The organism is Shinella sedimenti (genome assembly GCF_022601905.1).
In the GTDB taxonomy this organism is placed as follows: Bacteria; Pseudomonadota; Alphaproteobacteria; order Rhizobiales; family Rhizobiaceae; genus Shinella; species Shinella sedimenti.
This window is the reverse complement of the sequence record NZ_JAKVIN010000001.1, coordinates 718,384-736,109: the sequence shown is the minus strand read 5'-3', so window position 1 is coordinate 736,109 and position 17,726 is coordinate 718,384. Positions and strand designations below refer to the sequence as shown.

General features: G+C 64.5%; 20 protein-coding genes. 10 read left to right on the top strand and 10 right to left on the bottom strand.

The genetic code is table 11. The annotated features are described in order from the left end of the window. Positions 1-34: 34 nt before the first annotated feature. Positions 35-1,075, bottom strand: coding sequence for a zinc-dependent alcohol dehydrogenase family protein (locus MKI86_RS03725; protein WP_241597391.1), 1,041 nt, complete (start codon positions 1,073-1,075; stop codon positions 35-37). Positions 1,076-1,272: 197 nt separating this feature from the next. Here MKI86_RS03725 and MKI86_RS03720 point away from each other — a divergent pair, with 197 nt between their 5' ends. Beyond that, positions 1,273-2,154 carry a branched-chain amino acid aminotransferase gene (locus tag MKI86_RS03720; protein ID WP_241597389.1) on the top strand — a complete coding sequence of 294 codons (882 nt, stop codon included), beginning with the start codon at positions 1,273-1,275 and terminating at the stop codon, positions 2,152-2,154. 53 nt (positions 2,155-2,207) lie between these two features. Here the strand turns inward: MKI86_RS03720 and MKI86_RS03715 are convergent, their stop codons facing one another. Further along, a complete protein-coding gene (locus MKI86_RS03715) occupies positions 2,208-2,600 on the bottom strand; it encodes a hypothetical protein (protein ID WP_241597387.1) in 393 nt (130 codons plus the stop codon). Positions 2,601-2,807: 207 nt separating this feature from the next. Between MKI86_RS03715 and MKI86_RS03710 the strand changes: the two genes are divergently transcribed. The 6 genes from MKI86_RS03710 to MKI86_RS03685 all read left to right on the top strand — a co-directional run bounded on the left by MKI86_RS03710 (position 2,808) and on the right by MKI86_RS03685 (position 6,196). Then, the gene (locus tag MKI86_RS03710; protein ID WP_241597384.1) at positions 2,808-3,410 is read left to right on the top strand and encodes a superoxide dismutase; all 603 of its coding nucleotides are present in this window, start codon (positions 2,808-2,810) and stop codon (positions 3,408-3,410) included. Positions 3,411-3,504: 94 nt separating this feature from the next. Next, on the top strand, positions 3,505-3,786 hold the full coding sequence (locus MKI86_RS03705) for a toxin-antitoxin system TumE family protein (RefSeq protein ID WP_241597381.1): 282 nt from the start codon (positions 3,505-3,507) through the stop codon (positions 3,784-3,786). After that, positions 3,787-4,155: an HVO_A0114 family putative DNA-binding protein gene (locus tag MKI86_RS03700; RefSeq protein WP_241597378.1), complete on the top strand. Its 369-nt coding sequence runs from the start codon at positions 3,787-3,789 to the stop codon at positions 4,153-4,155. It abuts the gene before it with no gap. Positions 4,156-4,409: 254 nt separating this feature from the next. Further along, positions 4,410-4,853 (top strand): c-type cytochrome, encoded by a 444-nt coding sequence (locus MKI86_RS03695; RefSeq protein WP_241597375.1) that lies wholly within the window; start codon positions 4,410-4,412, stop codon positions 4,851-4,853. 120 nt (positions 4,854-4,973) lie between these two features. Further along, complete coding sequence (locus MKI86_RS03690) at positions 4,974-5,882, top strand: cytochrome c (RefSeq protein WP_241597365.1); 909 nt, start codon at positions 4,974-4,976, stop codon at positions 5,880-5,882. 50 nt (positions 5,883-5,932) lie between these two features. Then, positions 5,933-6,196: a hypothetical protein gene (locus MKI86_RS03685; protein WP_241597362.1), complete on the top strand. Its 264-nt coding sequence runs from the start codon at positions 5,933-5,935 to the stop codon at positions 6,194-6,196. Between the two features lie 37 nt (positions 6,197-6,233). Here MKI86_RS03685 and MKI86_RS03680 read toward each other — a convergent pair whose 3' ends face one another. The 7 genes from MKI86_RS03680 to MKI86_RS03650 all read right to left on the bottom strand — a co-directional run bounded on the left by MKI86_RS03680 (position 6,234) and on the right by MKI86_RS03650 (position 14,829). After that, on the bottom strand, positions 6,234-6,884 hold the full coding sequence (locus tag MKI86_RS03680; protein ID WP_241597360.1) for a pyridoxamine 5'-phosphate oxidase family protein: 651 nt from the start codon (positions 6,882-6,884) through the stop codon (positions 6,234-6,236). Between the two features lie 286 nt (positions 6,885-7,170). After that, positions 7,171-7,653 carry a DJ-1/PfpI family protein gene (locus MKI86_RS03675; RefSeq protein WP_241597356.1) on the bottom strand — a complete coding sequence of 161 codons (483 nt, stop codon included), beginning with the start codon at positions 7,651-7,653 and terminating at the stop codon, positions 7,171-7,173. A 117-nt stretch (positions 7,654-7,770) separates the two neighbouring features. Continuing rightward, the gene (locus tag MKI86_RS03670; protein ID WP_241597353.1) at positions 7,771-8,271 is read right to left on the bottom strand and encodes a GNAT family N-acetyltransferase; all 501 of its coding nucleotides are present in this window, start codon (positions 8,269-8,271) and stop codon (positions 7,771-7,773) included. A 218-nt stretch (positions 8,272-8,489) separates the two neighbouring features. Next, complete coding sequence (locus MKI86_RS03665) at positions 8,490-8,954, bottom strand: hypothetical protein (RefSeq protein WP_241597350.1); 465 nt, start codon at positions 8,952-8,954, stop codon at positions 8,490-8,492. A 67-nt stretch (positions 8,955-9,021) separates the two neighbouring features. After that, the gene (locus MKI86_RS03660; RefSeq protein ID WP_241597347.1) at positions 9,022-10,698 is read right to left on the bottom strand and encodes an ABC transporter ATP-binding protein; all 1,677 of its coding nucleotides are present in this window, start codon (positions 10,696-10,698) and stop codon (positions 9,022-9,024) included. A 117-nt stretch (positions 10,699-10,815) separates the two neighbouring features. Then, a complete protein-coding gene (locus tag MKI86_RS03655) occupies positions 10,816-13,149 on the bottom strand; it encodes a glucose/quinate/shikimate family membrane-bound PQQ-dependent dehydrogenase (RefSeq protein WP_241597344.1) in 2,334 nt (777 codons plus the stop codon). A 171-nt stretch (positions 13,150-13,320) separates the two neighbouring features. Then, on the bottom strand, positions 13,321-14,829 hold the full coding sequence (locus MKI86_RS03650; protein ID WP_241597341.1) for a protein adenylyltransferase SelO: 1,509 nt from the start codon (positions 14,827-14,829) through the stop codon (positions 13,321-13,323). Positions 14,830-14,987: 158 nt separating this feature from the next. Between MKI86_RS03650 and MKI86_RS03645 the strand changes: the two genes are divergently transcribed. Then, positions 14,988-15,257: a hypothetical protein gene (locus MKI86_RS03645; RefSeq protein WP_241597338.1), complete on the top strand. Its 270-nt coding sequence runs from the start codon at positions 14,988-14,990 to the stop codon at positions 15,255-15,257. Here MKI86_RS03645 and betI read toward each other — a convergent pair. Beyond that, positions 15,239-15,865 (bottom strand): choline-binding transcriptional repressor BetI, encoded by a 627-nt coding sequence (betI, locus tag MKI86_RS03640; RefSeq protein WP_241597335.1) that lies wholly within the window; start codon positions 15,863-15,865, stop codon positions 15,239-15,241. The two genes, MKI86_RS03645 and betI, sit on opposite strands and share 19 nt — an antisense overlap. Before the next feature lie 112 nt (positions 15,866-15,977). On the opposite strand from betI, the gene choX reads away from it, so the two are divergent. Together choX and MKI86_RS03630 are read left to right on the top strand one after the other, a co-directional pair. Continuing rightward, positions 15,978-16,907 carry a choline ABC transporter substrate-binding protein gene (gene choX / locus MKI86_RS03635; RefSeq protein WP_241597331.1) on the top strand — a complete coding sequence of 310 codons (930 nt, stop codon included), beginning with the start codon at positions 15,978-15,980 and terminating at the stop codon, positions 16,905-16,907. After that, entirely contained in the window at positions 16,904-17,725 is an 822-nt protein-coding gene (locus MKI86_RS03630; RefSeq protein WP_241597327.1) for an alpha/beta fold hydrolase, read from the top strand. Before choX ends, MKI86_RS03630 begins: the two co-directional genes overlap by 4 nt. Position 17,726 lies beyond the last annotated feature (1 nt).

Here is a 17,726-nt window from a genome sequence, read left to right as displayed (position 1 = left end):
AATCGCGGGGCCGCGTCGAAACCAGACGGCCGCGTCAAAACCGCGTGATCACGCTGATGCCGAGATCGGTGGCCTTGTCCATGGCCATCAGCGCCGGCACGGCCTCGTCGAGGCTGATGTGGCGGCCGATCAGGTTTTGCGGGGCGAGCTTGCCGCTTTCGATCATGGCGAGCATGGCGTCGTAGCGCCAGGCCTGCATGCCGTGGCTGCCGTAGATTTCCAGCTCGTGGCCGATGACCTGGGCCATCGGGATCTGCGGCGCGGCATGGTCTGCCAGCATCAGCCCGACCTGCACATGGCGCCCGCGGCGGCGCAGGTTCTTGATGGAGTTGAAGCAGGTGACGGGCGAGCCGAGCGCATCGACGGAGGCATGCGCGCCACCGCCGGTGATATCGCGCACGGCGTCCGCGACATCGGCCACGTTCCTGGCGTTGATGGTGGCGACGGCGCCCATCTTGCGCGCGAAGTCGAGCTTCTCGTCGGAAATGTCGATGGCGACAGGGTTTGCGCCAAGCGCCGCTGCGATCATGATCGCCGAAAGGCCGACGCCCCCGCAGCCATGCACTGCCACCCATTCGCCGCCGGTCACCCGTGCCTGGTCCACCACCGCGCGGAAGGAGGTGGCGAAACGGCAGCCGAGGCTGGCAGCGGTCGCATAGTCGACGGCCTCGGGCAGGTGCACGAGGTTCTGGTCGGCGTAGTCGATCGCGACATATTCGGCAAACGAGCCCCAATGGGTGAAGCCCGGCTGGAACTGTTCTTCGCAAACCTGCTGGTTGCCGGAGCGGCACTCACCGCAATGGCCACAGCCGGAGACGAACGGCACCGTCACGCGCTGGCCTTCGCGGAAGCGGCGCACGCCCTTGCCGACGGCCATGACCGTGCCGGCAAGCTCATGGCCCGGCACATGCGGCAGCCTGATATCGGGGTCATGCCCCATCCAGCCATGCCAGTCGCTGCGGCACAGGCCCGTCGCCTCCACCTTGATCACCACGCCGCCCTCCGTGGGCGTCGGGTCCGGCAGGTTGCGGACATCGGGCGTGGCTTCGAAGGCTTCGAAATACATGGCGCGCATGGCTGTCTCCTTTTGCCCTCTATCGCATGCGGCCCGCGGCCTCTCAATCGCGTCACCCATGATAAGACCTGATACACCTATTCAACATCTTGAATGGACAAGCGGCCCGCTCTGTCCGAAGTCAGGCGGGCCGAAGTCCGGCGGGCTTGACCGGCCCGGCCGGCAAGGCCTTGATGGGCGAAAAGGAGTTTTTGAAAATGCCAGTCGATACCTCACCGCGCTCGATGACCTGGACCTTCGTGGACGGCGAATGGATTTCGGGCAACCCGCCACTTATCGGCCCCACCTCGCATGCCATGTGGCTCGGCTCGACCGTGTTCGACGGTGCACGATGGTTCGACGGCATCGCGCCCGACCTCGACCTGCATTGCCAGCGCGTCAACCGCTCGGCGCAAGCGCTGGGCCTCAAGGCGACGGTGGCGGCCGAGGAGATCGAGGCGCTGTCGTGGGAAGGCGTGAAGCGGTTCGACGGCAAGACGGCTGTTTACATCAAGCCGATGTACTGGGCCGAGCACGGTTCGTTCAGCGTCGTGGCGCCCGATGCGGAATCGACCCGCTTCGCGCTTTGCCTGTTCGAGGCGCCGATGGGCGATCCGAAGGCGGCCTCGTCGCTCACCGTTTCGCCCTTCCGCCGCCCGACGCTGGAATGCATGCCGACGGATGCCAAGGCCGGCTGCCTCTACCCGAACAATGCCCGCATGCTGGTGGAGGCCCGCAAACGCGGCTTCGACAATGCGCTGGTGCGCGACATGCTGGGCAATGTCGCCGAAACCGCATCGTCCAACATTTTCATGGTGCGCGACGGCGTCGTCTTCACGCCGGCCTCCAACCGTACGTTCCTCGCCGGCATCACACGGTCGCGGGTGATCAACCTGCTGCGGGAAGCGGGCTTTGACGTCGTGGAGACCGCGCTCACGCTTGCCGACTTCCAGGCCGCCGACGAGATCTTCACCTCCGGCAACTATTCCAAGGTCGTGCCTGTCACCCGCCTTGATGACCGCGACCTCCAGCCCGGCCCCATCACGGCCAAGGCCCGCGACCTTTATTTCGACTGGGCGCATTCCAACGGCGATGCCTGAAATGACAAGAGCCGGTCGAAAGACCGGCTCTGCCGCACGCGGATGTCTGGTGGTTATTCCTGCCCGGTGGGGTCCTGCGTGGTGTTGTCGCCGGTCTCTGCCTTTTTCTCGGCTGCTGCGGCGCGCTCGCTTTCGCGCACGACATGCAGGAAATCCGTGGTGATAGGCGGCGACATCTCAACCGTCTTCTTCTGCTTGTCGTAGATGCAGACATAGGTGATCTGGCTTTTGGCCTCCGGCGACAACCCCTCGATGGCGGCGATGCCGTAGGATTCCGTGCCGGTCGGCTCGACGAAGACGGTGGGCGTTCCCAGCGCCTCCGGCAGGCTCGCCATGCAGCTCTTCTCCACATCCGCGCGGAATTCCTCCCAGGCCTCGGGCGAGGAGGCGTGCGCGAGCGGGGCGGTGAGAGAAAGGGTGATCATGGCAAGGGGAAGGGCGCGCATGGCAGGCTCCGTGTTGCGGTGAGGGGCAAAATGTCCCGAATCGGAATTCGTTCCGCTTCATCGTTGATCTGACACGCAAAAACGAAAGGATTTTGTCGAAGGTCAGGAAAATTTGGGAGCCGGGCGGGTTGCCTCTTCCGGTTGCCGCTCCTATGTTCCGCTCACGGATTTCCTTGAAAAATTCCGTCGCCAAGAGGAGACATCACCATGGCTTTCGAACTTCCGCCGCTTCCCTATGATTACGAAGCGCTCGCGCCCTTCATGTCGCGCGAAACGCTCGAATATCACCACGACAAGCACCACAAGGCCTATGTCGACAACGGCAACAAGCTGGCGGAAGAAGCCGGCCTCGCCGACCTCTCGCTCGAAGAGATCGTCAAGAAGTCCTACGGCACCAACCAGGGCCTCTTCAACAATGCCGGCCAGCACTACAACCACGTCCACTTCTGGAAGTGGATGAAGAAGGGCGGCGGCGGCAAGAGCCTGCCGGGCGCACTTCAGAAGGCCATCGACAGCGATCTCGGCGGCTATGACAAGTTCAAGGCCGATTTCGTCGCTGCCGGCACCACGCAGTTCGGTTCGGGCTGGGCCTGGCTTTCCGTCAAGGATGGCAAGCTCGCCATCTCCAAGACCCCGAACGGCGAAAACCCGCTGGTACACGGCGCAGAGCCGATCCTCGGCGTCGACGTGTGGGAACACTCCTACTACATCGACTACCGCAACGCCCGCCCGAAGTACCTCGAAGCCTTCGTCGACAGCCTGATCAACTGGGACTACGTCCTGGAGCGCTACGAAGCCGCCACGAAGTAATTCGCTGACATGTGAATTTCACGAAACCCCGGTCGGAAGTGGCCGGGGTTTTTGTTTGTCGACATGAGGCCACATTGATGGCATAAATGCCAACATGGACGCCGTGCTTCTCGAACGTTCGAAGACCGTCCTGCCGGATGGCTCGATCATCGAGATCGTCTTGTGGCGGGTTCCCGAACCCGTTGCTGGGAGCGCGCATTCCTACAAGTATCGCCTGTTTTACGGGCGCGATGGCCGGCGCATCGTCGGCTTCGACAACGAGCGCGGCAAAGGCGATCATTGTCATCTTGACGGCCGCGAATTGCGCTACGCGTTCACGACCGTCTCCGCCCTGCTTACAGATTTTCAGGCTGAGGTCGCGAAAAGGAGGTCTTGAATGAAACGCGCACATATCCAGATCCGCAGCGATGCCGAAACGGCTCTCGCCGAAAGCCTCGCCCGCGCCGAGAAGGCCGCTTCCACTGGCGAACCTTCCGATCCCGTCGCGACCTTCACCTTCAGTTCGCCGGCGCAGCTTTTCTCGATCATCAGCCCGAAGCGCTGGGAGCTGATCGAGCATTTGCAGAAGATCGGCCCGAGCAGCATCCGTGCGCTTGCGCGGTCGCTTCAGCGTGATGTGAAGCGGGTTCATGAGGACGTCGTGGCACTCGTGGATTGGGGCATCATCGACCGGACGGATGAGGGGAAAATTGAAGTCCCCTTCGATGTCATTCACGCCGATTTCGATCTGAGAGCCGTGGCCTAGGGCGGCTCGTCCTCTCCCCCGATATCCTGAACTGTCAAATCTCCTCCGTCCCGCCCGTCCGCCGCGCCGCTGGCGTCCCCTTGATCCGAATTGCCGCATCAGCCCGTTGGCGACAGCGGGCGACCGGGCGATACCGCAGTATTTGTGCCGTCAAAAAGAATTTACTTTCATGCGGTTCGCAAAATGCCATCATGCCGCTGCATCGTAAACGGGCGGCGCGGAATCAACCGGCCGCCAACTATCGGGAGAACGCGATGAAGTTCAGGATTTTGGCGACGGCGGCCGCGCTCGCTATCATCGGCGCCAGCGCCGTGGTCGCGGCGGATGAGCCGCAAGTCGTCCGCGCGCAGATGATGAAGAAGGTCGGCGGCGCCATGGGCGCGCTGTCGGGAATCGCCAAGGGCGAGAAGCCCTATGACGCCGACGTCGTGAAGGCATCGCTCACCACGATGAGCGAAGTCGCCAAGGCGTTCCCGGATCAGTTCCCGGCCGGCTCCGAAACGGGGCACGATACCGAAGCGAGCCCGAAGATCTGGGAGCAGATGGACGACTTCAAGGCGAAGGCCGCCAAGTTCGGTGCGGATGCCGATGCGCTGCTGGCGAACCTGCCCGCGGATCAGGCGGCGGTTGGCGCTGCGCTGGGCACCATCGGCCCCAATTGTGGTGGCTGTCATGAGGTCTACCGCGTCAAGAAGTAAGCGGTAGACCCGACTATCCCCCAGGAGACGCAACACTGTCCCGGCGCCGGCCGCCGGGGCGGTGTTTCATGGTCTGAGGTTGCGGGCGGCGATCCCGCCACCGGCGAGAGGAAATGGCTCATGGCTTTCAAGAAGATCATCGGCGGCATTGTCGTGCTTGGCGCGATTGGCGCGGGTGCGTTTCTGTTCATCACCGCCCCGCAGCGCCTGCCGGCGGAAGCCTGGGCCGCTGCCGGCGCGCCGGACCTTACCAATGGTGAGCGTATCTTCCATGCCGGCGGCTGTGTGAGCTGTCATGCGGTGCCAGGTGCGGCCGACGACCAGAAGCTGGTTCTCGCCGGCGGCATGGCGCTGAAAAGCCCTTTCGGCACCTTCCATGCGCCCAATATCTCGCCCGATGAGACGGCCGGCATCGGCGCCTGGACGCTCGCCGAATTTGGCGACGCCATGAAGCGCGGCACGGGCCGCAACGGCGAGCATCTCTATCCGTCCTTTCCCTATGCCTCCTATTCGCGCATGACGGTGAAGGATATCAGCGACCTCTACGCTTACCTGAAGACGCTGCCCAAGAGCGGCAATGTCGCGCCCGGCCACGAGCTGCCGTTCCCGTTCAATATCCGCCTTGCGCTCGGCGGCTGGAAGTTCCTCTATCTCAACGAGGCGCCGCCGGTGGAACTCGCCAATGCCGACCAGACGGTGAAACACGGCCAGTATCTCGTGGAAGGCCCCGGCCATTGCGGCGAATGCCACACGCCGCGCGACGTGCTGGGCGGTCTGAAGACCGACCAGTGGCTGGCCGGCGGGCCCAATCCGGAAGGCGAGGGGCGCATCCCCAACATCACGCCGGCCGAAGGCGGCTTCGGCAGCTGGAGCGCCGGCGATATCGCCAACTATCTCGAAACCGGCTTCACGCCGGATTTCGACAGCGTCGGCGGCTCGATGGTCTCGGTGCAGAAGAACATGGCGCAACTGCCCAAGGAAGACCGCGACGCTATCGCGGCCTATCTCAAGGCGATCCCGGCGCGTTAGGGATGGTGGAGCGTGACGATCGTGCGGAGAGATGACGCATGCCTCGGTAGGTGAGTACCGCCATTGTCGTCGGCCTGGTCTTCTCTGCCGTGCCTTTCCACTATGCACGCTATCTCGCCCGCGGCGAGACCGAGGGCAGGCCGACATGGTACGGAGGCTTCACCAATCTCTATCTTGTGGTGCGTATTCTGAAGGCGCACGACCGGCGCGGTGACCGCTGGGCGGGACCGGCCTATATCGCCTATTGTATCAGCGCGGCGATGACGCCGGCCGTGCTGGTCGGGCTCATCGTTCAGGATTACTGGTTTCGCTGAACTAGGCCGCCGCCCGCATAGCAGCGGCTGGCGCGGGCTAATACATGCTGCGGCGATAGTCCTCTTCCAGCCCGTCATTCATCCTCTGCATCTCGTCCTTGTCGGTCGGCGCGCCGGTCGTGTCGTCAAGGATCATTTTGATGAGCGAGGGCATCTCGCTGCGGTCCTGGAAATGCTCGGCACTCCATAGGCGGGAGCGTCGGAATGCCTTGGCGCAGTGCAGGAAGACCTCGCTGATGGTGACGACGATTGCGAGCTTCGGCGCACGGCCAGCGACGGCCATGCTTTCGAGGAGTGCCGGATCGCGGGTGAGGGTGGCCCGCCCGTTGACGCGCAACGTGTCCTCGAAACCGGGGATGATGAACAAGAGCCCCACCGTCGGATTGACGATGATGTTGCTCAGTGTGTCCAGCCGGTTGTTGCCGGGACGATCCGGGATTGCGAGTGTGCGATCGTCCAGGATCGTCACGAAGCCCGGCGGGTCGCCACGCGGGCTGACATCGGCCCTCCCGTCCGGGCCCTGGGAGCCGATGCACAGGAACGGCGAGCGCCGGATGAACGCTTGGGCATGTTCCCCCAGTGAATTCCGGCACTTCTGCACGGCAAGATCGTGCGTGGGCGCAAACAGGCCCCGCAGTTCTTGTTCATCCGCGATGATGAAATCGGGATTGAGTTCCAACGTCGTCATGATCCGCCTCCCAGGCTGTTTTCATTCTGATTTCTGTCCCCACGCACAAGCCATATCCAACGCCTTTCTCGATGGCGTCAAAAATGACGTACGTACATCAAAAATCATTATAGGAATATGCGCGCCGGATCAATGTGGTTTGTCTCTATCGAAAGCGGGAGCGAGGGATGGTGGCGTGGCCTGGGAAGAACGAGAGGCATCCAGGCAGGTGCGAGAAACAGTTCGAAGCCGGTGTGAACGACGACTGCCCCTTGTGCGGCGGAGCAGGGCTGTTCGCCCCCTGTTCTCAGCCTGCCGCCGCCCGGTGCTCGTTGCCGTACATGTCGAGATAATCGACCAGGCCGGACGAGCCAAGGCCGACCGCCTGTTGGATTTCGCGCGCAAACGACACGGATGCAGCCCCCGAGGCCGTGATGACGCCGCGGTCGCGCACCGCCCGCGGCTGGTTGCGATAGAGCGCGGCCCCGCGATAGTCCGGCACCATGTCGCGCAGCTGGCCGGGGTGGTTACCGGTATGCGTGCGGTCGTCAAGCAACGCGATGCGGCCGAGCGCGACCGTCGCGTCGCAGATGCCGGCCACCGGCCTGCCGACCGCCACGAAGCGGCGGACAGGAGCCGAAAGGTCGGGTGCGTCGCCTCTCTCCCAGATCGTGGCGCCACACAAGACCAGCGCGTCGAGATCGTCGGGTTCGGCATCTTCCGCCTTGCCCGACGCGCGAACGCAAACGTCGCCGAGCGAGGGCACGTCATGGCCGCCGGGCGTCAGCACGAGAGTTTCTGCGCCCAGCGCATGGGGCGGGCCGTCGCCATCAGGAGCCCGCACTCCCAGTCGGCATAGCCCTCCGTCAGCACGATCGCCAATCGCGTGGTCATCTTGGGGCAGATGTCAGCCGAGCGCCTGCACATAGCGCATACCCGTCACGGGGCCTGCGCGGAAATTCATGTGTTCGTAGAAGCGGTGCGCGCCGAAATTGCCTGTCGCCGCGCTGACGGAGAGGTAGCCGCAGCCGGCAATGCGGGCATGGTCGCGGGCGCGCGACACGAGGTGTCGGCCGATGCCCTGTCCGCGATGGTCCTTGCGCACGAAGATCTGGTGCAGTTCCATGCCGCGCACGCCATCGCCGGCGCGGTACATCGGCACGAGCAGGGCGTAGCCAATCAGGCGTCCGCCGGCTTCGGCAACGAGCGCAGTGATCCACGGATGCACGCCGAAGAGGTCGCGGTCGAGATCGGCGGCGGAAATCTTCGCCGTGTCGCCGTGGCATTCGGCATGCAGCGCGATCATGTCGAGGATCTGCTGCAGATCGCCCTGGCGGGCGGCGCGGATGTTCAGCATCGCCGGACGTTCGGCGGCATGCGGTTCGAGCTTGATGACGGTGTTTTGCATTTCGGGCTCCCTTGGGTTTCGTGCCATCAGGAGCGTTAAAACAACAAAGCCGCCTGATGGCGGCTTGTTGACATGATCAGACAGCCGCTCCTTATCGGAACAGCCAAAAATACGTCGCGGCGATGTGCGTGCTCTTGATCATGGACGCGATATTCTCGAATTCGCGCCGTTTGTCAATCGCCTTTATCGCCGCGACGGGAAGTCGAAGCGGAGGCTGGTCAGGCCTCCGCTTCCTTCGTGCCGGCGGCGGCTTGCCCGTCCGTTGCGCCGGCCTGTGCCGTCTCGTCGACGCCGAGGCGTTGCTTGATGGCCTGGCGGATCTGCTCGTTGATTGCCGATCGTTCTTCCGGCGGCAGCTGGGCGAGGCTGTCCTCGGTCAGGCCCATCTCCTCGAGTAGTTCCTTGCGCAGGCGCTCGATCGCCGTCATCTTCGAAAGATCGAGGAATTCCGTCAGCACTTTCTCGCTTTCCTCTTGCAGCTTGTCCTGCTTGGACGCGTTCAGCCAAAGGGCGTTGGCGAGGCCGGAGGGCATGGAGGAGGCGGACGTTTCGACGGTCGGGATGTTGCGTCCCCCATTGCCGTTCCCGTTGCTCAAGCCGGGCGGAATGCCGGCGTCGCCGGAGGGGGCGCGCTGCTGGCGGGCGAGCGCATAGGCGGAAAGCGAATTGCTGTCGATCTTCATGAAAAGGACTCCCTGAAAAATGTCTCGGGAGCATGGTTAGGCGGCGCAGCTTTTGCGAAGCTTTCGGTCAGGCGCTCGCGTCGAGGTGCCCGCCGGTCAGGTGAACCACGTGGTCATCGGGCGCGATGACGCTCTTGCGATGGGTGACGGCGAGGATCGTCACCTCGCCGGCAAGGCTGCGCACATGGCGCATGATTTCCGCCTCCGTCACCTCGTCCAGCGCCGAACTTGCCTCATCGAGGAAGAGGAACTGCGGATCGGCATAGAGCGCGCGGGCAATCGCGATACGCTGGCGCTCTCCGCCCGAGAGCTTCATGCCGCGCTCGCCCACCATCGTCTCGAAGCCGTCGGGCAGCCCTTCGATGAAGGGCAGGATCGCCGCTTTCTCCACCGCGCGCCGCAGCTTCGCCGGATCCAGCGGCCGGCCGAGCACGATATTGGTGGCGAGCGTGTCGTTGAGCAGCGTCGGCTCCTGCGGCACGATGCCGATCGCGGCATACCAGTCGCGCTGCGAGATGGTCGCCAGATCGCTCCCGTCGACACTGATCCGCCCCGATGTCGGCGCGAGCGATTTCAGCGCCAGCCGCAGCAGCGTCGATTTGCCGGAACCGGTTTCCCCTACGAGATAGGTGATCCTGCCACGTTCGGCGGTGAAACTGACATTGGCCACGCCCCGGCCGTTGTCATGGGAAAACGAGACGGCCTCGAAGGCGAGGCGGCCATCGCCGGCGGAAAATCCGCCCGGCGTTGCGGCATCCGTCTCTTCCGGCGAAGCCCAGATGCGGGCGAGCGGCAGGAGCGAGGCGCGTGCCCGCACCAGGTCGTCGATCGCGTGGCCGATCATCTCGAAGGGCTGGTTGAGCTGGAGCAGCAGCGTGTTGAACAGAACGAGGTCGCCGACCGTGAGCTCTCCCGCCTGATAGCGCGGCAGAAGCAGGACGAAGGTGATGAGGAACTGTGCGGCGAGCCCCGCGCCCATCAGCGAGGAATATCCGATGCGCCGTCGGCAGAAGGTCGTCCAGTTGTCGCGCTCCTCGCGCGCCTTGCCGGAAAAGCGCGCCTGCATCCAGTCCTGGCTGCCGAAGTGACGCAGCGTCTCCATCGCCGTCATGGCATTGCCGATGAATTTGGCATTCTCCTGGCCGGCTTCGATGGCCGCATCGAGATAGCGGCGCGTGCGGTGATTGGCGATGGCCGTCAGCGTGATGAACGCGCCGCCATAGGCGATGACGACAAGCACGACCTCGAGATTAATGGCCGCGCCGAGCATGGCGAGCGAAAGCACGATCTGGGTTGTCCCGGGAACGAAGACGATGAGGGCGAGCTGCACCAGCGTCATCATCGCGCTTTCGCCGCGCCGGCCCGCACTTTCGATCTCCGCCGGATTGTGCTCGGCGAAGAAGAGGGCGCGCTTCCTGAGCAACCGCTCGAACAGGCTGGTGCTGGCGATGAAGCTGAGGTTCTGCGCGCTCATGAAGGAGAGGTATTGCACCATGTTCTGCAGTGCCGCACTCGCACCGATGAGCAGCGCGTAAAGAGCAAAACCGACAGCCAGCATGGCGGCCATGCGGTCGGCCGTCATGGTATCGACGAGGCGCGAAAACAGGTAAGGCGCGGCCACGGACGACACCGCCGACAGGAAGACGATCAGGCATACGAGAGCGAGAAGCCCGCGCGATGCGCGCCAGTAGTTCGCAAGGATGATCCTCACCGGCGCGGCGATCAGCCGCCAGTCGTCGTTCATGGCGAATCTCCCGAGGATTGGAGGCCGCATAATGAAAAGGCCGGCGCGGGGAAGCAACCCTGCGCCGGCCTTCTGTGATCGCGAGGGGCGGCCGCCGGGCCACCCCATCGTCCTGCCTTACGGCAGCGTATAGGCGATGACGTAGTCGCCAGGCTTGGTGCCGACGGAGCCGTGGCCACCGGCGACGATTAGCACATATTGCTTCTCGCCGACCGTGTAGGTCATGGGCGTTGCCTGTCCGCCGGCTGGAAGGCGGCCTTCCCAGAGCTCGCGGCCGGTCGTCACGTCATAGGCGCGGATGTAATCGTCCACGGCCGCACCCAGGAAGGCGACGCCGCCCTTGGTGATGATCGGCCCGCCGATGCCGGGTACGCCGACCTTGAAGGGCAGCGGCAGCGGGGTCATGTCCATGACGGTGCCGTTCTTGTGCTTGTAGGCGATCTTGCCGCTCGCGAGGTCGGCGCCAGCGACATAGCCCCACGGCGGCGCCTGGCACGGAATGCCGAGCGGGCCGAGGAAAGGACCCATGAACACGCCGTAGGGCGCGCCCTCGTTGCGGTTGAGGCCCTGTTCGGATGCCTTCTCGTCCTCGCCCTTCGGCGGGATCTGGTCACGCGGCACAAGGCGCGAGGTGAAGGCGAGGTACGTCGGCATGCCGAACATCACCTGCCGTTCCGGGTCCACTGCGACCGAGCCCCAGTTGAACGTGCCGAAATTGCCGGGATAGACGAGCGTGCCCTGCAGCGACGGCGGTGTGTAGCGGCCCTCATACTTGAGCGACAGGAAGTCGATGCGGCACTTCAGCTGGTCGAACATGCTGATGCCCCACATGTTCTTCTCCGTCAAAGGCGGCGGCGAGAAGGTGAGGTCGGAGATCGGCTGCGTCGGGGCAGTGAAATCCTCCGGGATCGCACCCGTTGGTGCGGGGATTTCCTTGATGCCAATGAGCGGGTCGCCGTTGCGGCGGTCCAGCACGTAGATGTCACCCTGCTTGGTGGGGCCGACAAGCGCCGGAATGGTCGCGCCGTCCTTTGTGATGTCGATCAGCGCGGGCTGCGCCGGCACGTCCATGTCCCAGAGATCGTGATGCACGGTCTGGCGCACCCAGCGCACGGCACCGGTCTTGATGTCGAGCGCCACGATGGAGGACGAGTATTTTTCGACATGCTCGCTGCGGCCCATGCCGAGCTGGTCGGGCACGCGGTTGCCGAGCGGGATATAGACGAGGCCGAGCGCGTCGTCATAGCTGAAGACGGACCAGGAATTCGGCGAGTTGACCGTATAGACCTGACCCTCCGGCAGCGGCGTGGTGACATCCGGATTGCCCGAATCCCAGTTCCAGATCAGCGCACCGGTCTTAACGTCGAAGGCGCGAATGACGCCCGATTGCGAATGGATGGAATAATTGTCGTTGACCGCACCGCCGATGATGATCTTCTCGTCGGTGATGACGGGCGGCGATGTCGAATAGTAGTAGCCGGCCGGATTGTACGGCATGCCCTGTTCGAGACGCAGCACGCCGTTTTCGGCGAAGCTGGTGCAGACGTCGCCGGTCTCAGCGTCGAGCGCGATCAGCCGGGCGTCGGAGGTCGGCAGGTAGACGCGCGTGGCGCAGGTCGTGCCCGCCGTCGCGACCGGATCGGCGTAGTAGGTCACGCCGCGGCAGGTCTGGTGCTGGCGGTCGGAGTTCATGCCGGAGTTGGAATCATACTTCCACTTTTCCTTGCCGGTCGCCGCGTCGATCGCGATCGCCCAGTTATGCGGCGTGCACATGTAGAGCGTGTCGCCGATCTTGAGCGGCGTCACCTGGTAGGTGGTCTCGCCGACATCGTCGGGCAGCTTCACATCGCCCGTCTGGTACTGCCAGGCGACCTTCATCGTGTTCACATTGTCCGTGTTGATCTGGTCGAGCGGCGAATAGCGCTGGCCGAAGGGGGTGCGGCCATACTGATGCCATTCCCCGGCCGGCACGTTGCCACCGAGCGCCGGCGTCGCATTGACCACGTTTGTCGGCAGTTCACCCGCAAGGTCATGCGGATCCTGCGTCATGGAATAGCCTGCGACGGCGATGGCCACGATGGACGCTACGGCAAGCGGCAGTGCGGATGCCGGATAGCGGATGCCGGTGGGGCTTGCGATGCCGAGCGGCCGGCGGATGGCCGGCAGCATCAGCCACAGGCCGAGAAGCACGATGATGCCGCCACGCGGACCGAGCTGCCACCAGTCGAAGCCGACTTCCCAGATGGCCCAGCCGAGCGAGCCGAGAACGATGACGGCATAGAGCCAGAGCGCAGCACTGGAGCGGCGCAGGAGGAGATAGGCCGTGACGAGGAAGGCTAGGCCGGTGATGAGGTAGTAGGGGCTGCCGCCGAGTGACAGCAGCCATCCGCCTCCGCCCGTCAGTACCAATCCGATGATGGCAAAGAGGACGGCAGTCAGCGTGAGCAACATGGGAAACTCCATTTGTGATGGCGGCCGGGAAAGCGGCCGACATGACGTCCGGCTCCGTAGAGCGGACGCGTCAGGAATTAGGGCGAAAAGGTGGCCATTCAATGCCCCGGCTCATGCGTTATTGCACGGCTGGGCTACCATGACTGCATGTCGGCGGCGGCGCAAGGGCCATCAGGTGCCGCAGAACGTTGCCGCGATCTCCTCGCCCGGCGCGGGCGGGAGGGCATAGGCGGCAAAGCGCGGCTGGTCCTCATAGGGCCGGGCAAGCACGTCGTTCAGAGCCGCAAAGAGCGAGAAATCGCCATCGTCGATAGCCGCATTGAGCGCTTCCTCGACCTTGTGGTTGCGCGGGATGAAGGCAGGGTTGACGCGCCGCATCGCCTCGGCGCGCGCGGCAGGCGAGGTTGCGTCCTGCGCCAGCCGTGCCCGCCAGGTGGAAAGCCAAGGGGCAAGGACCGCCGCATCTTCGAGGAGGACGCCGAGCGCGGGATCGGCCGCGTCGTCCTGCGCGCAGTCGGCAAGCCGGCGGAAGGCCAGCGTATAATCCGCCTTCTGTTCGTAGAGCGCGACGAGAAGCTCGCGGATCAGGTCCTGGTCCTCGTCGCGCTCGTCGTCGCCAAGGCCGAGCTTGGCGCGGATGGTGCGCGTCCAATGCGTCTGGAACCGCTCCATGAAGCGGCCGACGGCGGCGTTGGCGGCTTCCACTGCCTTGTCCTGGTCCTCGTCGAGAATGGCGAGCATGGCCTCGGCGAGCCGCGCGATATTCCATTGGCCGATGCCGGGCTGGTTGCCGAAGGCATAGCGGCCGTTGCGGTCGATGGAGGAATAGACGGTGCGCGGGTCGTAACGGTCCATGAAGGCGCAGGGGCCGAAGTCGATGGTCTCGCCCGAGATCGTCATGTTGTCAGTGTTCATCACGCCGTGGATGAAGCCGACGCCAAGCCATTTCGTGATGAGCGACGCCTGCCGCTCGGCGACGGCGTCGAGCAGCGCGAGATAGGGCTTTTCCGCACCCTTGAGCTCGGGATAGTGCCTGTCGATGACATGATCGGCCAGCACGCGCACATTCTCCGTGTCCCCGCGCGCGGCGAAGAACTGGAAGGTGCCGACGCGGATATGGCTGCCGGCGACGCGCGTGAAGACGGCGCCCGGCAGGACCCGGTCGCGATGGACCGGCTGGCCGGTCGCGACGGCGGCGAGTGCGCGCGTCGTCGGGATGCCGAGCGCGTGCATGGCTTCGCTGATGATATATTCGCGCAGGACCGGACCCAGCGCCGCCCGCCCGTCGCCGCGCCGCGAATAGGGCGTCGGCCCGGCGCCCTTCAGCTGGATGTCGCGCCGCTTTCCGTTGCGGTCAATCACCTCGCCGAGCAGGATGGCGCGCCCGTCGCCGAGCTGCGGCACGAACTGGCCGAACTGGTGCCCGGCATAAGCCATGGCGAGCGGCAGCGAGCCGGGCAGGGGAACGTTGCCGGAGAAATAGCCCGCACCATGCCGCTCCAGCCTGTCGGCATCGAGTCCGAGTTCCTCGGCGAGCGGCCGATTGAAGGCGATCAGCATCGGCGCTTCCACCGGCGTGGGATCGACCGGCGTGAAGAATGCATCCGGCAGGCGTGCATAGCTGTTGTCAAAGGGGAGGGCGCCGGTCGCGCCCGCCTGTGCCGTTGTTGCCGTGCTCATGATCCATCCATCCTTTGCCGCTTTCTCTTCAGATAGGACGTCGGGGCGGCAAACGAAAGGCTTGGCGTGCCTTGACCCAATGCTCAGCGATCCTGGATGGGATTAACCGCCTTTCCTTTTGGTATGCGCGCTCTATCCTCGTCGAAAAGGAGTGTTGCATGAAGAACCTGACCTGCCTGCTGCCCGGCATGACTGCCATTCTCCTGCTCACGGCCTGTAGCGCGCCGTCAACGCAGACGCCGGTCGGCGAGCGCCCGATGGACGAGGTGCCACGCCCGACGCAGCTTGCAAACGGCGACCGGCAATATGCGTTCCGCAACGGCTGTGTGATCGTGCTGGACTCCCGCCGGGCGGTGGTGAAGAGCGAGGGGGCTGTCTGCGCGCTCCATCATCGCGATATCGCGCTGCTCTACGGCTCCGCCGACTGATCGTGTCCCTCGCCGCCCGGTTGGTCGGCCGGTAGCCGGCGGTCGATGAAATCATACATCAGCGTCAGCGCTTCCTCGCGCGGCACGCCGCCGGATTGAAGGCCGTGCCGCAGCCAAAGGCCATCGATCAAGCCGCTGATGAGGAGCGCGGTCCGGCGCGCCGCCTCTGCCGGCATCAATTCCCGGAGTGCCGACATCAGGTTGGAATGCATGCGGGCGTGAATGACCGCCTGGATGCGGGCGAGCTGTGGTTCGCGCGGCACCTCCGCGCACAGCGCAAGCCATGCATGGGCAATTTCGGGCTGGTAAAAACGCGGGTCGAAATTGCCCTCCACCACGGCCGCGATGCGCCCGCGCGGTGTCTTCGCCTGCCTGAGACGCTCGGCCACGGCATCGCGCAGGTTGGCGTTCGCCTCGCGCATCGCCTGCTCGAAGAGTTCCTGCTTGTTGCGGAAATAGTGCAGCACGATGCCCTTCGAGGCGCCGGCATGGGCGGCGACCTTTTCCAGAGTCGCGCCGGCCATGCCTTCGCGCTGCAGCACCTCGAACGCCGCCTGCCGCAGTTCCCTGCGCCTGATGTCGACCAATTTCGTGAGCTTTCCCGCCATATGATTCCCGCTTTTCGTACCGGAAGATTGACATTTTTTCCGTGAAGTTCAAGAATTGTCCCATTGGTCAATCTTTAATCCAGTTGGACAAAGTTCAAAAAGGGGAACGCCGATGAAACGCGCCATTGCCTGCGCCGCCGCATGCCTCATGACGATCGCAGCCGCCCAAGCGGCCGAACAGGAGAGCTGCCGCAAGGTGCGCCTCGCCGAGCCCGGCTGGAACGACCTCGCCTTCACGACCGGCGTCGCGCAGTCGCTGCTGCATGCGCTCGGCTACGAGACGCAGAGCGACCTGCTCGGCATCGACGTCATCTATCTCAGCCTGAAGAACAAGGATCTCGACGTCTTCCTCGGCTACTGGGATCCCGCGATGCGGACCTATTTCGCCCCTTATGAGAAGGACGGCTCCGTCGAGACCGTCAAGCAGAACCTGACGGGCGCGAAATACACCTTCGCCGTGCCCGCCTATGTCTGGGATGCCGGCGTAAAGGATTTCGCCGAACTCAAGACACATGCCGACAAATTCGAGAAGAAGATGTACGGCATCGAGCCGGGCTCCAACCAACTCATGCTGGATGCCATAGCCGATCCATCGTTGGGCATTGCGGATTGGGAGGTCGTGGAATCGAGCGAGCAGGGCATGCTGGCCGAGCTTGCCCGCCATATCGACATGAAGACGTTCTTCGTCTTTCAGGGCTGGGCGCCGCATCCGATGAACACCGCCTACGACATCCGCTACCTCACCGGCGGCGACAAGTTTTACGGCCCGGATTTCGGCGCTGCCACGGTCTCTACGCAGGTCCGCAAGGGCTATCTCGCGGAGTGCCCGAACGTCGCGCAGCTTTTGAAGAACCTCAGCTTCGACATCGATTTCGAAAACCGCGGCATGGGCTACCTGATGAATGACGGCATGGCGCCCGAGGATGCCGGCCGCAAGGCGATCGGTGAAGAACCGAAGCGGCTCGACGCCTGGCTGGCCGGCGTGACCACGGTCGATGGCGCGCCGGGCCTGGAGGCGGTGAAGAAGGCGTTCGGCCTTTGAGTGGTGTCGATCAGGCAGGGTGGAACGGCCGCAAGCGTGCTCTGCCCCTGCGGGACGGCCGAAGCCTTGCCTTCATCGATGCGGGGGCGGGCGATGTCCCGCTCTTCCTCCTGCACGGCTATACCGACAGCAGCCGCAGCTGGTCGCTGATCGAACCACACCTCGCGCGAGGATATCGGCTGGTGATGCCTGATCTGCCGGGGCACGGCCTGTCGGCCGCGTCGCCTTCGCCCAGGCTGAAAGCCTTTGCCGACGATGTGGCCGAACTGGCCGATGCACTCGGCATTGCGCGCTTCGCGGTCGTCGGTCACTCGATGGGGGCGATGACCGCGCTGGTGCTTGCGGCGTGCCATCCCGCGAGGGTGACGGCGCTCGCCAGCATCTGCGGCAGCGTCACACCGGGACGTCTGGCGCAGACGACGCTCGGCGCGGAGATTGCGGCCCTCAGCGATCCCATCGATCCGCAGAGCGCGTTCCTGCAGGCCTGGCATGCCTGCGCGCGGCCGGTGGACGCGGCGTTCCTGCGCTGGGTCGCCCGCGAGGCGGCGGCCATGCCCGCCCCGCGCTGGCAGGCGCTCTATGCCATGCTGGAGGCCGCCGACCTGTCCCGCATTTCAGAAGCGGTGCGTGCGCCGCTATTGCTTCTGGCAGGCGAGGAGGATGCGCTGTTCGGCGAACCGCACCGCGCCGCCCTGCGCCATGCCTTCCCGAACGCCACGGTCGGGGTCCTCGCCGGCCACAGCCATAATCCCCATTGGGAATCGCCCGCTCTCGTAGCGGCCGCGCTTGCCGGTTTCCTGGCAGCGCAGCCGCTCTGAG